15 protein-coding genes and 2 pseudogenes are annotated in these 15062 nt (G+C 65.4%); 9 read left to right on the forward strand and 8 right to left on the reverse strand.

The annotated features are described in order from the left end of the window. Window positions 1-284 precede the first annotated feature (284 nt). From AC27IQ_RS11050 to AC27IQ_RS11090, 9 genes and pseudogenes are all read left to right on the forward strand, one after another. A pseudogene (locus tag AC27IQ_RS11050) lies at window positions 285-1099 on the forward strand (DUF4747 family protein). 19 nt (window positions 1100-1118) lie between these two features. Further along, window positions 1119-1745 (forward strand): hypothetical protein, encoded by a 627-nt coding sequence (locus tag AC27IQ_RS11055; protein WP_487089483.1) that lies wholly within the window; start codon window positions 1119-1121, stop codon window positions 1743-1745. A gap of 131 nt (window positions 1746-1876) precedes the next feature. Then, entirely contained in the window at window positions 1877-2038 is a 162-nt protein-coding gene (locus AC27IQ_RS11060) for a putative holin (protein ID WP_487089484.1), read from the forward strand. A 327-nt stretch (window positions 2039-2365) separates the two neighbouring features. Next, a complete protein-coding gene (locus AC27IQ_RS11065) occupies window positions 2366-2524 on the forward strand; it encodes a transglycosylase SLT domain-containing protein (protein WP_487089490.1) in 159 nt (52 codons plus the stop codon). A 162-nt stretch (window positions 2525-2686) separates the two neighbouring features. Continuing rightward, entirely contained in the window at window positions 2687-2971 is a 285-nt protein-coding gene (locus AC27IQ_RS11070) for a phage virion morphogenesis family protein (protein ID WP_487089485.1), read from the forward strand. Window positions 2972-3160: 189 nt separating this feature from the next. Then, window positions 3161-3715, forward strand: a complete 555-nt coding sequence (locus tag AC27IQ_RS11075; RefSeq protein WP_284405386.1) for a hypothetical protein — start codon at window positions 3161-3163, stop codon at window positions 3713-3715. 555 nt (window positions 3716-4270) lie between these two features. After that, entirely contained in the window at window positions 4271-6454 is a 2184-nt protein-coding gene (locus tag AC27IQ_RS11080) for a TonB-dependent siderophore receptor (protein WP_487089486.1), read from the forward strand. Window positions 6455-6740: 286 nt separating this feature from the next. Then, on the forward strand, window positions 6741-7364 hold the full coding sequence (locus AC27IQ_RS11085; protein ID WP_487089487.1) for a helix-turn-helix transcriptional regulator: 624 nt from the start codon (window positions 6741-6743) through the stop codon (window positions 7362-7364). Then, window positions 7361-8641, forward strand: a complete 1281-nt coding sequence (locus tag AC27IQ_RS11090) for a type II toxin-antitoxin system HipA family toxin (protein ID WP_487089488.1) — start codon at window positions 7361-7363, stop codon at window positions 8639-8641. The genes AC27IQ_RS11085 and AC27IQ_RS11090 overlap by 4 nt, the downstream gene beginning before the upstream one ends. Window positions 8642-8741: 100 nt before the next feature. On the opposite strand, the gene AC27IQ_RS11095 is transcribed toward AC27IQ_RS11090, so the two are convergent. From AC27IQ_RS11095 to AC27IQ_RS11130, 8 genes and pseudogenes are all read right to left on the reverse strand, one after another. After that, a complete protein-coding gene (locus AC27IQ_RS11095) occupies window positions 8742-9749 on the reverse strand; it encodes a tripartite tricarboxylate transporter substrate binding protein (protein WP_284429374.1) in 1008 nt (335 codons plus the stop codon). Between the two features lie 88 nt (window positions 9750-9837). Continuing rightward, the gene (gene catC, locus AC27IQ_RS11100; RefSeq protein WP_272565052.1) at window positions 9838-10122 is read right to left on the reverse strand and encodes a muconolactone Delta-isomerase; all 285 of its coding nucleotides are present in this window, start codon (window positions 10120-10122) and stop codon (window positions 9838-9840) included. A 58-nt stretch (window positions 10123-10180) separates the two neighbouring features. Beyond that, window positions 10181-11515 (reverse strand): short-chain fatty acid transporter, encoded by a 1335-nt coding sequence (locus AC27IQ_RS11105; RefSeq protein ID WP_272565053.1) that lies wholly within the window; start codon window positions 11513-11515, stop codon window positions 10181-10183. 53 nt (window positions 11516-11568) lie between these two features. Further along, complete coding sequence (locus AC27IQ_RS11110) at window positions 11569-12294, reverse strand: SDR family oxidoreductase (RefSeq protein WP_284393332.1); 726 nt, start codon at window positions 12292-12294, stop codon at window positions 11569-11571. Window positions 12295-12336: 42 nt separating this feature from the next. Then, the gene (locus AC27IQ_RS11115) at window positions 12337-12633 is read right to left on the reverse strand and encodes a YciI family protein (protein ID WP_284393330.1); all 297 of its coding nucleotides are present in this window, start codon (window positions 12631-12633) and stop codon (window positions 12337-12339) included. Between the two features lie 113 nt (window positions 12634-12746). Then, window positions 12747-13814 (reverse strand): cyclase family protein, encoded by a 1068-nt coding sequence (locus AC27IQ_RS11120; RefSeq protein ID WP_284405378.1) that lies wholly within the window; start codon window positions 13812-13814, stop codon window positions 12747-12749. Window positions 13815-13844: 30 nt separating this feature from the next. Then, the gene (gene pcaD / locus AC27IQ_RS11125; protein ID WP_487089489.1) at window positions 13845-14639 is read right to left on the reverse strand and encodes a 3-oxoadipate enol-lactonase; all 795 of its coding nucleotides are present in this window, start codon (window positions 14637-14639) and stop codon (window positions 13845-13847) included. Window positions 14640-14673: 34 nt separating this feature from the next. Beyond that, window positions 14674-15062: pseudogene (locus tag AC27IQ_RS11130) on the reverse strand (3-oxoadipyl-CoA thiolase); the annotation flags it as partial.

The raw sequence follows: 15062 nt of genomic DNA on the forward strand, positions 1-15062 counted from the left end.
GCGCCCCGCTGCCGCGGTGTACCAATCGGTAACGTAGTGACAACCGCAGGCCAGTCCGCATGCCGGCCATCAGGATGGCCGGCATGCGGCCGGTGCCGAGCCACTTGTAGAGGCTGTCATGAGTCACGTCCATGCGGTCGGCGATGCCCTCCACTGAGAGGTTCCGGCGCTCTTGTGCGAACTCTTTGCATAATGGCCCGTGACGATTAAATCGAATAACTCGGAGGACAAGTAAAGTGGCACAAAGAGCAAGAACAGTAGTGGTAAGTGCGATGAATATTGCGATGCATCGTCCACATAGCCGGGAGCGCTACGTCGAACTTTTCAGTTCGGCTTATGACGTACACAAGCTCTACGCTCAAGGAGAAATTCACGGGCTGATCTTGGGGAGTCTTTATGGCATTGGAGATGCTGTTCAAACTAACGAGCTCTCGGGCGAGATCTACCGCTTCGTTAAAGTCGACGCGAACGAACCGTGGTTCAACACGGTCACACGCAAGCAAGCTACTGAGAAAGAGGTACAGCAGATCAGTATTCCTCGGCATCTTCTGGCGCATATGCAGAAGATCCCCTTCATTTTTTCCCGCGGGAGCACGAACTTTGGTACGTCTCCAAGGACAAGTCAGGAGTGCTTGCGCCGGGGATAGTAGAGAAGTATTTGCAAACACTGTTTGATCACGTGGTTGCGGACCAGCAGTTTCCACAGGTTGACGTTACAGCGCTGCCTGACGAAGATGCCTTGGAGGAGGTCTTCAACGTTCCGGGGCTGCATCGTGTCGAGCTAACGTTCAAGCGTCCCAACCCTGACGATGTGGGTGACTTGGCAGCCAGATTTGAACAGCGCCTAGCAGGGCTGAATGTGCAATCTCGACAAGAAGTACTGACGGCAAAAAGGGGTGATCGCCTGCAACCAGATCCGCAACTTCTAGCAGAAGCTGAGGTTGCTGCTCGTAACGGCCGGGTGACAAGCTTGGGAGTGGATGAGCACGGCACCCCTATCGAGGTGACTACAGCGAAAAAACCTAAGCGCGTGTTTATGCGCTTCTCCGAGGCAAAAGAGACGATCAGGGAATTGATTAAAAGGGCCAAAAATCAGTAGCCAATAGGATGAGCACTTTATGTATCGCAGCGTTTCCCATGTCTTCAAAGCGTACTGGGTTGCCTATGGTGGCCTCCGTGCTTTGGTGCGCTCGCCATACATGCACCTTTCCCTGGTCCTTCTTGCGCTCACTTGGAATACTTGGTGGTCACCTATATGTGCTCCAGGTGGAAGCTGCACGGCTTGGTGGGATCAGAATCTCTCAGTACTTCCCAACGTTCTAGGCTTCACTCTCGGCGGATTTGCCATCTTCATTGGCTTCGGCGACGAGAAGTTCCGATCCTTGCTTGCTGATCCTGACCCGCAAGACTCAGGTGGGGAAACCTTGCCTACCATGTATCTGGGTCTTTGCGCGACGTTCGTGCATTTCATTCTGGTGCAGGCCTTGGCGCTTCTTAGCGCCGTTGTGGCAAAAGCCTGGTGGTTTTATACCCCTGCGATGGATCCAATCCGTGACTGGCTCCCCTGGATGAATGCCCTTGGCGGCGTATTTGGCTATGGATTTTTTCTCTACGCCTTGACGTCTGTAGTTGCCGCAACTATGCATGTGTTTCGCATTGCAATGATGTACTCGCAGTTTCGGAAACATCTCGGAGTATCGCAAGCGCAATCCGCAAGAGGCTCCACCGGGCAGCAAAAGGATTAAGGTTCTGGCTCTCAATACACGGCCCCCTTCGCAGGAAGACTGATGGCTTTCCATCATCGTCTTGCAAGCAGTGCCTGTGAAACACGTCATCCCTCTTTGGCTACGCGCCGCGTAATAGCCTGTTCCTGCTGGTGGCGGTGCTTCTGCTAGCGCTGATCGCGTTGGTGTGTCTGGCCCAGTTGCCTGTGGTGCTATACAAGGCCGCACTCATTGTGCTGACGGCAGTGCTGGGTTATTGGCTCGACCGTGTGCTTTCCTCTACGCGCCCCGACGGCTTCCTTTACCAGGATTGATGGCTGGGCATGGACAAACCTCTCGGGACGTGGACTACCGCGTAGTGCCGGGAGACCAGCATGTGTACATCACCGCCATGGCGGTCGGATTTGTGGTCCTCGGCGTGGCGTCGGGCCTGTGACCATGTGGCAGTACTTGTTGCGCAAGGGTCGTGGCCTTGTTCTGCGCTTTTACTGCTGCGCTGTGAATTTTCGCCCTGTCGGCTATCTCCTCTGTTGCAAAAGCCCAGGCGCCCACGGCAGCGCAGCAAACACCGCTCCCTGCTCATCCGCTCGGCGCATGCGGTATGGGGCCTGGATGCTCCGGTGGCCGTGTTCACCGCTCAAGTGCATCAGGAAAGGGAAAGCGCCTGGCGCGCGGGCGCTGCCTCGCACGTCGGAGCGGCCGGTCTGGCGCAGTTCATGCCGGCCACGTTGAGGTGGATTTCAACCACTGACCCTGCGCTGCGCGCAAATCAGCCCTTTAGCCGCACCGCGTCCTGGTAGTCCTGCAGCCGCGCTACCTGGACTGGGGCCCGGGCTGCGAGCATGGCATTCCTAGTTTTTGGCTGTGGACTGCCTGCTGGCTATGGCGGCCAAGGACGGCGTCCTATTGGAACGCGAGGCCAAGCGCTTGGCCCGTGATGCTGCTGGTGGATGACAACAACTGTGGCGGTCAGCACCAACGCGAAGTACGGCGCGATCCACCAGTTCTGCGGCAAGATCGACCAGCCCGAGCGCGCCACCACAGTGCGCTATCGAAGCGTGGCGGGCACGGTGTTGTTTGCGGGCAAGAAGCACAAGACCGCGACGGTGAGGGCGTTAGCGATCCCGGCGCACAAGGTCAAGATGCCGGCTAGGCTGTACTTGGGTCTCAGTGCGGCGGACGATGCGGAGATTCGCGAGATCATCCGCGAGTGGGTTATGGAGCGCAGCCTGGAGCGTTTGGTGTAGCCAACCCAGGCTCGGCAGGTTTGCGGTTAGGGGCGCGCGGGCCGACGATTGAGGGGGTTGCCAATCACAACAAATTTGCGGTGACGTTGTAAGGGTCGCGCAAGGTAGCACGGCGGTAATGCCGAGCGCTGGCGGGAGGCCGGTGCGCCGCGGGGATGTTCCCGCGGCCTTTGCATAAAAAGAACGCCCATGCCCGACATTGCCCTTACCTGCCGCCGCGAAGGATGCGGCACGCCCGTGGAAGTTTCCGACGCGGGTACCATCAGCCATCTCATGTTCAAGCTGCGCCAGTTCTATCGCCAATCCACCCTGGCGGCGGATGAGGCGGCGCAGTATTGGGCGAACGTTGCCACTACCTCGGACAATTCGTTCGCTCCGCTGGCGCATGTGCCCGGTGTGTTCGCGGCGCTCTGGACGCCGGATGTGGCGCCGACCACCGCCACCGTGCTAGGCGCGGCGGGTTACGGGTTCGCGGCACTGCCAAAGCACCTTATCCACTTCACGACGACGGCGGGGGCGGCTGGCATCGCACGAACTGGCGTCATCCACGCGAGCCGGGCTGGAGCGAATGGGGTTTTTGGCCCAGGCGTGTACATGGCGAGATTGGGTCCGCCATTGAACATGATGATCAAGGAGGTGGCAACAGTGCCCATTCATCTGCCCACACCGGCTGGCACGGTGCGCATCCTGCCTTACTTGGTCTATGTGCGCTGGGGCGGTCGCGGCCTCAAGATCGCGAAATGAAGTCTCGCGGATTCTCTTTCTACGCCCGCTGGTTCAGTGCCGTCTTCGCCTGGACCTGCTGGGCTCTCACCTATTTCCATTCGTGGTGGTGGATGGTTCCCTCGCTCATTCCCTACGTGCTCTGCAACCAATTCCTTGGTGACCATGAAGACAGGCATGCCAAGGGCGATGACGACCGGACGCCGTAGCGCGGCTACCGCTACGGCCGCGCGCCTCAAATAGGTCCTGGTTCCCACGACGCCAAGCCCGCCGCCGCCGACCATGGCTACACGCATTTCCCCAACACCCTCCGTAGCGCCGTAGTCATCGCCGCCTGCATCTTTTCCGTGCAGGCGGCGGGAGGCGATGGGCTGATGCGCCGGGTCCAGTTTTCGCCATACCGGTGAGTTTCGTTCGGGCGAAGTGCGCCCTGAGGAAGTGCCCGCCTGGCGCCTCTTTCCGGTTCGGCAGCCTCCATATTAATTTGAATGATAATTATTCTTATTAGAATTGATCCACTTTCTCGTCGCTTGGTCTGGCTGCCTACTCCTCGCCTCTTCCCTCTCCCGCATTTCCATGGTCCACACCCGTTCCGACGCGGCGCACTCGCCTGCCCACGCCACTGCTTTCCTGCGCCTTTTTCTGAGCCCTTCGCTGGCCCGTTCCCCCGCACGCACCCTGTGCCGCTGCGCACTCACGCCGCTGGCGCTGTGCCTGTCGCAGGCCGCCATGGCCCAGGCCAGCGCGGACGCGACGCCGCAACTGCAGGAGGTGCGCATCAACGCCAGCACGGAAAAGGACGTGGGCTTCGCCCCGGTGGAAGCCCAGACGGCCGGCAAGGCACCCATGCGCCGGCTGGAAACCCCGCAGTCGGTGAGCGTCGTCACGCGCGAGCAGATGGAGTCGCGCCAGATCGCCAACCTGCAGCAGGCGCTGCAGACCGTGGCCGGCGTGAGCCCGGTCAACTTCGGGCGGCGCGGCTTCGACGACATCAACATCCGGGGCTTTCGCTCCACCGAATCCATCCTCATCGACGGCCTGGTGCAAAGCCCCGGCATGTGGACGCGCCTCACGCCCTACGGCTACGAGCGCTTCGAGGTGCTCAAGGGCGCGGCCTCGGTGCTGTACGGCCAGGTGCAGCCCGGCGGCATCGTCAACGCCATCAGCAAGCGGCCCAAGCGCGATGCTTTGAGCGAAGTGGGCGTGGAGGTGGGCAGCTTCGGCCAGCGCACCTTGCAGGCCGACATCAACCGCCCGCTGAACGAGTCGGGCAAGGCGGCGTTCCGCATCAACGCCCAGGTCTCGAACAGCGACGATCCGACCGACTTCGTCTATCGCCGCGACCGCTGGATCGCGCCCTCGCTGTCGCTGGACCTGGGCGCGCAGACCGATCTGGTGCTGTTCGCCACCTACAGCCAGAGCAACTGGATGCGCCAGCAGGGCATCACGCCCTACGGCACGGTGCTGCCCAACCGCAACGGTCCCGTGCGGACCACGCTGTACACGGGCGACCCGAGCTTCGGCGGCTACGACATCGAAAGCACCTCGGTCGGCTACGCGCTGGAGCACCGCTTCTCGCCGCAGATGACGCTGCGCCAGAACGTGCGCTACGAGTCCGAGAAGGGCAACGGCAACTTCGTCTCCAACCTGGCGCTGCAGTCCAATCAGCGCCTGCAGAACCGGCAGGCCACACGCCAGTACCTGGATGACGACATGCTGGCCACCGACACCTCGCTGCTGTCGCAGTTTGCCGCCCTGGGCGTGCAGCACCGCCTGGTGACCGGGCTGGACGCGCGCACCAGCCACAGCTGGCAAGGCCAGCGGCGCTGCACCATCGGCGCGCTCGACCTGTTCAATCCGGTGTATGGCGCGGCCACCACCTGCCCGGCCGCCTACACCAGCAACGCGCCTGAAAAGCTCAGCGTGATGGGCCTGTACGCGCAGGACCAGATCAAGTTCAACCCGCAATGGACGGCCCTGGTCGGACTGCGCCGCGACTGGTCGGACAACCAGATCGATGACCGCCTGGCCAACCGGCAGACGCGCCAGAAGGATTCCGCCACCACCCTGTCGGCCGGGCTGGTGTACGAGTTCACGCCCGGATGGGCCGCCTACACCAGCTACGGCGAATCGTTCCTGCCTGTGTCGGGAACCAGCTTCGGCGGCTCGCCCTTCGCGCCGGAGACCGGCAAGCAATGGGAAGCGGGCCTGAAGTACGAGGCGCCCGGCGGCGGGCTCACCGGGGCGCTGGCGCTCTTCGACCTCAAGCGTCGCAACGTCACCACGGCCGACCCGGCCAACACCGGCTTCAGCGTGCAGACCGGCGAGCAGCGCGCGCGCGGGCTGGAGCTGGAAGTGGGCGCCGAACTGCTGCGCAGCCTGAAGCTGACGGGCGCCTACACCTATACCGACACGAAGGTCACACGCGACAACAACGCCGCCATCGTGGGCCTGCCGCTGAACCTCACGCCGCGCCACACGCTGGCCCTGTGGGCCACCTACAAGCTGCCGCAGATGCCGCAGATCACCCTGGGCGCCGGCGCCCGTTACGTGAGCGAGCAGGTCGGCTCGTACCCCTTCACCCTGCCCGCCTACACCGTGGCGGACCTGTCGATCGGCTATGCCGGCTCCAACTACCGCATTACCGCGGGCGTGAAGAACGTGTTCGACAAGGCCTACTACGACGGCGCGATCAACGCCAACGTGGTGTCGCCCGCCCTGCCGCGCAGCTTCAGCGTGGGACTGACGTACTTCTTCTGAAGACATGGACACCGGCGGAAGGGCGTTATTGCCCGCCGCCCGCATGGGAACTGGCCGCCGCCCGCGCCGTGCCCTGTCCCTGCCCCTCGAACCGCCGGCTCGCGCTCCATTCGTGGGCCGGCATCGCTATGGACCAATCGCTGCTTGCCTCCATTTATTCATAGATATTTATTTTTTCTCATTAATCGTCTATCTATGCGAATTTTTTGACTATTTTGCCCTGATCCCCGGCCAAGCCATTGATTCATAGGTTTCTATTTTTAGCCATTTTCACTAACATCTATGAATGCCGAGACAGAACACCCCTCCCGCAGACTATCCCCAGGCCGTACTGCAGCAGATCGAGCAATTGGCGCAGAACATCGTCATCGCCCGCAAGCGCCGCAGGGAAACGCAGGCGCAGTGGGCCCAGCGGCTGGGTGTGTCGCAGCCGACCATGGCCCGCATCGAGCGGGGCGATCCCTCCGTGGCGATGGCGTCGTATGTCATGTGCCTGTGGCTCATCAATCAGGCGCAGGGGCTGGCCGATCTGGTTGCCCCGCAGAACGATCTCGCCTCGCTGGAGCGCGAAGTGGCGAGAGCACGCCCCAAACCCCGGTCTCCGGCCAAGCAAGAAGACAGGGGCAGGAAAGCGGCGGCCCAAGGCCGTGCAAAGCGCCCCCCCTCCACCTTGAAGGCAGGCGCTGCGCCCGACAGCGGGGCTCCCCATTCGCCCCCCCGGGTGGCGAACCGGCCATCCGCATCGTCCAGAGAAGCCTTGCGCGGCGTTCCTGTGCCGGACAGGAAAGTGGAGATCGAAAAAGCCCTGCGGGATTTCGCTGAAGAAAAACGGCGAGCTGAGCGATTTCTGCCCAATGCCGCTTCAGGCCTGGCCGCCCTGATCGCCGGCATCAAGAAAGAGCGGCCATGACGCTGCCAGGAGGGGTCACGCCCCGTACCTACGCGCCGCAGGACACGCTCTGCGTCTGGACCCTGGTCAACCCGGCCGCCCCCGTGCTGACAGGCTCCGTGGCCCTGTCGCCGCTGGTGCCCAACTGCGCCACCTTCACCTACGCCGCGGACTGGTGGGAATTCGCGCTGAGCGAAGACCTGCCGCTCATCGCGGGCCAGACCTTCAGCGCAGGGCACAAGGACACCGCCCCCGGCGCCATCGACGACGCGCGGCCCGACCGGTGGGGCGAACGCATCATCCGCCACATCGACCGGCCCGCGCGCCTGTCGATTTTGGAGATGCTGCTGTTCGCCGGGGACGACCGTTTCGGTGCCTTGGGCATCTCCACCTCCGCCGAGCGCTACGTGCCCCGGCGCATCGGGCCCTATCCGCAGCTGCGCGATCTGGCCTCGCTGGCGCAGGCCGTGGAAGACGTGCAGACGCAAGCACCCATCACGCCGGACATCCAGCGCCTGGTGCAGCCCGGCGTCACGCTGGGCGGCGCACGGCCCAAGGCGCTGCTGCAGACCGACAAAGGCCCCTGCGTGGTCAAGTTCAGCGAATGGGACGACGCCGTGGACACGCCGCTGATCGAACACGCCACCATGACGCTGGCGGCGCAGGCCGGCATCCACGTGGCCACCACCGGCGTGCTGCCCCTGCCCTCGCGGCACGCGCACGGCAAGCGGCGCCATGCGCTGACCATCGAGCGCTTCGACCGGCTCGACATCGGCGGGCAGACCCTGCGGGTGCATTGCCTCTCGGCCCGGACGGCGCTGGCGGCGGCGGGCCTTGCGGAAAGCTACGGGGCGCTGGCCACCGTGCTGCGGCGCCAGGCCCATCCGGACCGGCAGAAAGCCCAGCGCGAAGAGCTGTTCCAGCGCATGGTGTTCAACATCCTCATGGACAACACGGACGACCACGAACGCAACCACTGCCTGCGGCTGGGCTGGGACGGGTACTACGAGCTGTCGCCCGCGTTCGACGTGGTGCCCACCCTGCAGAACATGGGCTACCAGGCCATGGTGGTCGGCCGGCACGGCGCCGAATCCACGTTGGACAACGCGCTGACGGACCTGAGCGAGTTCGGCATCCCGCGCGCCCGGGCCATCGAGCTCATCCAGGCCGTGGCACGCACCGTGGACCAGTGGCCGCAGCACTTTGCCGGCCACGGCGTGGACGCGAACGACATGGCACTGCTGCACGCCAGCATCGACCGCGATGCGCTCAAGGCGCAGCGCCAGGCGTTCTGCTGAGTCGGCGCCGGCGCCTGCGATTCAAGCGGTCGGCACCGGCATGAAAAATGCCACCAGCGCAAATTCCACTAGGGCATATAGCTATCAAAAATATAGCAAATCAATCCACGCTGGCGCCGGACTCCTTCACCACCTTGCCCCACTTGGCGCTTTCGGCCTGGATGAAGGCGGCGAACTGCTCGGGCGTCTCGCTCACCGGCTCGGCGCCCTGGTCGGCCAGTTTCTTCTTCGTCTCGGGCTGCGACAGCACCTTGACCAAGGCCTTGTTCAATTGCGCCACGATGGGCGCAGGCGTGCCGGCGGGCGCGAACATGCCGAACCACGACGTGGCCTCGTAGCCCGGCACGCCGGCTTCGGCGATGGTGGGCACGTCGGGCAGCTCGGGCGAGCGCTTGGCCGTGGTCACGGCGATGGGGCGCAGCTTGCCCGAGCGCACGTGCTGGATGGCCGAGGGCATGTTGTCGAACATGATGCCGATCTGGTTGCCCAGCAGGTCGGTCACGGCCGGGGCGCTGCCCTTGTACGGCACGTGCTGCATGTCCACCTTGGCCATGCTCTTGAACAGCTCGCCCGACAGGTGGATGGAGCTGCCGCTGCCGGACGAGCCGAAGTTCACCTTGCCGGGGTTGGCCTTGGCATAGGCGATCAGTTCCTGCACCGTTTTGTAGGGCTGGTTGGGGTTGGCCACCAGCAGGTTGGGCACGTTGGCCACGCGCGTGAGCGGCGCGAAGTCCTTCACCGGATCGAACGGCATCTTCTTGTAGAGCGCGGCGTTGATGGCGTGCGTGCCCACCGTGCCCATGAAGAGCGTGTAGCCGTCGGCCGGCGCACGCGCGGCCATCTGGCCGCCGATGTTGCCGCCGGCGCCGGCGCGGTTGTCCACCACCACCGACTGGCCCAGCTCCGCGGACAGGCCCTGGCCGATCACGCGCGCCAGGATGTCGGTGGTGCCGCCGGCTGCGAAGGGCACGATGATGGTGATGGGCTTGTTGGGGAACGCCTGCGCGAACGCGGTGGGCACCGCAGCGGTGGCGGCCACGGCCAGGGCGGCGGCCAGCAGGGTGCGGCGATGGGCGGCGAAGCGAAGGCTTGGGCGGACGGAAGTCATGTTGTTTCCTCGGATCTCTTTATGGGGATGAAAAGCGGGGCGCGTGGCGGGTGCGGCGCCCGCCAGCGGGGCGCAGCGGCCAACGCCGTTATTCCTGCACGATGGACGACGGATGATTGGCCAGCGGCGTCACCTTGATCTGCATGTAGGGGAACAGCGGCAGGCCGCTCAGGATCGTGTGCAGCTCGTCGTTGCTGGCGACGTCGAAGATGCTCACGTTGGCGTATTCGCCGACGACGCGCCACAGGTGGCGCCACTTCCCGCCCTGCTGCAGCTGCTGCGAATATTCCTTTTCCTTGCGCTTGATCTCGTCGGCCACTTCGGGGGCCAGCGTGGACGGGATGTTCACCGTCATTTCAGCCATGAACAGCATCGGTTGCTCCTTGAAAACGAAAAGGGATGGAAAGGGAAGAAAAGAGAGGCGCCTGCGGTCACAGGTGCGGCCAGACCAGCATGGTCACGGCATAGATCGCGCCGACCAGCAGCATGGAGACCACCGTGTAGCCCATGATGTCTTTCAGCTTGAGCTTGGACAGCGCCAGCGCCGGCAGGATCCAGAACGGCTGCACCAGATCGTTCCAGCCGTTGCCCAGCATCACCGACATGGCGGTCTGCGCCTGCGAGGCGCCCAGCGTGGTGGCCGCGTTGATCATGAACGGGCCCTGCAGCACCCAGTGCCCGCCGCCCGAAGGCGCGAAGAAGTTGATGACGAACGAACTCACCAGGCCCCACAGCGGCAGCGTGTCGGCGGTGGAGACGCTCACGAACACGTGCGCGATGGACTCCACCAGGCCCGAGCCGTGCATGATGGCCATGATGCCGGCGTAGAACGGAAACTGCAGGATGATCCCGCCGATGGTCTTCACGCCTTCGTTGACCTTCTCCACATACTTCATCGGCGTGCCCAGCAGCAGCACCCCGAGGAACAGGATGAAGAAGTTGATCATGTTCAGGTCGAGGTTGCCGCCCTGGATGAAATGCATGGCCACGTACGCCATGCCGCACAGGCCGATCAGCAGGCTCAGCACGCGGCTGTTGTTCAGGCGCCAGGCCAGCGTCTTCTCGTCGCCCAGCAGGTGTTCGGCACTGGCGGGCTTGGTGTCGGCCACGGTGGCCGGGTCCAGTTCCACGACCGGCTCGCCCTTCTTGGGGTGCATGGTGGCGTTGAGCAGCGGCAGCGCGATGAGCACGGCCAGGCTGGTCAGCAGGATGGGCGCGGAGAAGATCGTCTGCGTGAGCGGGATCAGCCCCATGGTGCTTTCGAACGCGTGGCCCTTGGTGGAGATGAGCACGGGGATGGTGGCCGAGAAACCCAGGCTGTACATGGTGAAGCCCGTGTATGCCGCCGCGATGATGAGCGGGTAGTGCACGCCCTTGACCTTGAGCGCCAGCTTGCGCGCCATGATGCCGCCGATCACCAGGCCGAAGCCCCAGTTGAGGTAGCTGCCCACGCAGCCCACGATGGTGGCGACGATGATGGCCTGGCGCGGCGTGTGCACGTGCGAGGCGATGCGGTCGAGAAAGCGGTCCACGATGGGCGCGGCCGCCAGCACGTAGCCCATCACCAGGATCACCGCCATCTGCGTGGTGAAGGCCAGCAGGCTCCAGAAGCCCTTGCCCCAGTCCTGCACCACGGCGTTGATGGGGCGGTTTTCCACCCCGAAGGCAAGCGCCATGGTCAGCAGCGTGAGCATGATCGCGAAGACGAACGGATCGGGCAGGTAGCGCCGCATCAGTTCGGTGAAGAAGGCGGTGATTTTCGACATGGAAATTGTCTCTTTGGTGTTGTGAGGTTTTGAGAAAACGCGAGAAGGAAGCGCTAGACCCCCGCCACGCCCACGGTCATGCCACCGCAGACGTACAAGACCTGGCCGGTGACGAAGCCGCTGCGCGCATCGAGCAGATAGGACACGGCATGCGCCACGTCGTCCGGCGTGCCCACGCGCTTGACGGGCACCGAGTCGATGATGGCCTTGGTGCGCGGCGCATCGGGCGGGTTGGCGCGGTCGAACAGCTCGGTGCGGATGGGGCCGGGGCCGATGGCGTTGGCCGTCACGCCGTGGCGGCCCAGCTCCAGCGCCCACACGCGCGTCATGCCGATCAAGCCGGCCTTGGTGGCCGAATACGCGGTGCGCAGCTCCTTGCCCAACGCGGCGCGCGAGGACATGTTCACGATGCGCCCGAAGCCCGCCGCCTGCATGCCCGGCAGCAGCGCCTGCATGCACTGCAGCGCGCAGCGCAGGTTCAGCGCCACGGCGAGGTCGAATTGCTCCAGCGTCTGATCCGCGGCTTCGGCAGGCACCACGATGCCCACGTTGTTGACTAGGCGCGTGATGGGCCCGCCCGCCAGCGCTTGCTGCAGTGCCCGTGCGGTGTCGGCGGTGTCGGACAGGTCGGCCTGGATGCCGCCGGGCACGTGGGCGATCGCGCGGTCGATGATGACGGGCTCGTAGCCGTCGGCGCGGCAGCGCTCGGCCGTCGCCGCGCCGATGCCGGCGCCGCCGCCGGTGATGAGAACGCGCTCGCGTGCGGGTGCAGTGGTCATGGAAGGTCTTTCTTCTTCAGGGAATGCAGGGGCGCGTGGGGATTACAGGTAGCTCTGTCCATCGACGTAGGCCTTGCGCCAGCGCGTGAGCGTGACGCGCTCGAACAGACCCGCGGCGTGGAACGGGTCGGATTCGATGAAGCGCTGCGCCTCTTCGCGCGAATCGAGCGCCACCACGTACAGGCCGCCCCCCAGATCCTTGCCGTCGTCGGCCAGCTTGGCGCCGCAGGCCAGCAGCAGGGCCTTGTGCTGGTCGAGGAACGCCAGGTGCGCGGCCCGCGTGGCCTGGCGCACGTGCTGGTGATCGGGTTTGTCGAAGGTCTCGATGATGAAAGGCACAACAGTCTCCGTGTGCACGGCGGTCCGGCACATTGCAAACGCCGGTCAACCGGCTTCAGGGGATGGATTTCCGCGCAGTGCGCACTGCGCGGAACGGGGTGACGGTCAGGGCTTCAGACGGTGGCGACCGGCGTCACGGGCGAGGCGATGGCCCCGGGCAAATTCAACGGCGGCGCCGTCAGCAGGAATCGCGAGCGGTGGCGCGCGCGCAGCCACGCGGCCAGCGGCGTCAGGTGCCACAGCTCGCCCAGGTGCACGCCCAGCTTGAACAGGCAGTGCTCGTGCAGCGGCAGCGCGGCGCAGCAGGCCGGGCCCGCCTTGGCGGGGAAGGCCTCGACGGCGTAGTTGTCGGCGGCGATGGCGGCGAGCTGGCTGTCGGTGATCCACTGCAGCAGCCTGTCGTCGCGCCCGTCCAGCACGGCGCAGCTATCCGCCAGCACGGCCGGATCGGGGTGCCTGCGCATGCCCAGCACCACGTCGGCAAAGCCCGTGTGCAGGCAGACGATGTCGCCCGGCTCCACGGCCACGCCGTCGGCCTCCAGCACGCGCATCAGCGTGTCGTAGCCGACCACGGTGCGGGCATCGCCCAGGTGCGCGCGCAGATCGATCATCACGCCGCGGCCCTGCACGCCCGTGCGGGCCATGCCCTCAATGCCCAGCGCATGCGCGGCCGAGGTGCTGGTGGCCGCGCCCGGCGCGGCGGGCACGCCGGCATCGCGCACGTCGTCCGGGCCCACGATGTCGCGGCCGGCGGCATAGCCGTTGTAGTACAGCGCTTCGGGCAGGCCGTCGCCATTGGCGTCGAACATCGAGCCCGCGTGCGCCAGGCCATCCCACTGCGTGGAGTACTGCAGGTGCAGGATGGCCAGGTCGTCCGACAGCACGTCGGTGCGGCCCGGCTCCAGCGCACCCAGCAGGCAATTGAAGTTGACCAGCCCCTTGCGCAGCAGCGGCCGCAGCACGGGCGGCTGGCGATTGGGGTTGAGGGCATTGCCGCCGGGATAGTCCAGCGGCAGGCTCAGCGCGAAGGCCAGGCCCTCTTGCACTTCGGCCACGCCCTGGCGCACCTTTTCGGGCGTGAGCAGGTTCAGACGGCCCAGTTGGTCATGGGGGCCGAAGTCGCCCCAGGTGGATCCGGCGGGCCGGTGCTGCCAGCGGGGGTTGGTGGGCTGCGGGTCCATGCGGTCTCGGTCTCTCTTCGTGCCCGCGGCTCAGCGCGCCAGGAAAGCGGCCAGCGCGGCGTCGAACGCGGCCGGCGCTTCCAGGTTGGACAGGTGCGAGGCCGGCACCTGCGCCAGCTGCGCGCCCGCGATGATGGCCTGCATGGCCTGCGCATCGGCCACCGTGGTCACCGGGTCGGCGCTGCCGGCGATCAGCAGTGTGGGCACGCTGATGGCACGGATGGCGCTGCGCAGGTCGGCCTGGGCCAGGGCCTCGCAGCAGGCGGCATAGCCCTCGGGGGCAATGCCGGCGATCCAGCCCTGGGCGCGCTGCACCACGGCGGGCTGCGCAGCCACGAAGGCATCGGTGAACCAGCGGCTGGGCGACGATGCGGCCAGCTCGGCCATGGCCGCCGTGCCCTTCTCGCGGACCAGCGCGGCGCGCGATGTCCAGCCCTCGGCCGTGCCGATCTTCGCGGCGCTGTTGGCCACCACCAGGTGGTTCAGCCGCGCGGGGGCATTCACGCCCAGCCACAGGCCGGTGAGGCCGCCCATCGAGATGCCGCAGAAGCTGGCGCGCTCGATGTCCAGCGCATCGAGCAGCGCCAGCACGTCGCTGCCCAGCTGGTCGACCGTGTACGGGCCGGGCGAGGCCACGCTCGCGCCGTGGCCGCGCGTGTCGTAGCGCAGCACGCGGTGCGTCGTGGCGAAGCGCGCGGCTTGCGCGTCCCACATCTCCAGGGTGGTGCCCAGGGAGTTGGACAGCACCAGCACGGGTGCGCCTTCGGGACCGTCGAGGCGCACGCGGAAGGCGCCGGCGGGGGTATGGAGGGTGGCGGTGGACACGGGCTTGATTTCCTGGGGTTTGGCAGCGGGCCGATCAGACGCGTTCAAGCACCACGGCGATGCCCTGCCCCACGCCGATGCACATGGTGGCCAGCGCGTAGCGCCCCCCCGTGGCATGCAGGCGGTTCACGGCCGTGGTGGCCAGGCGCGCGCCGCTGGCGCCCAGCGGATGGCCCAGCGCGATGGCGCCGCCCCAGGCGTTCACGCGCGCGTCGTCGTCCTGCAGGCCCAGTTGGCGCAGCACAGCGATGCCTTGCGCGGCGAAGGCCTCGTTGAGTTCGATCACATCGAGCTGATCGAGCGTGAGGCCCGTCAGCTGCAACACCTTCTGCGTGGCCGGCGCGGGACCGATGCCCATCACGCGCGGGGCCACGCCGGCCGTGGCCATGCCGACCACGCGGGCCTTCGGCGTGAGGCCGTGCC

It is taken from the genome of Acidovorax sp. KPB24-07 (genome assembly GCF_057543315.1).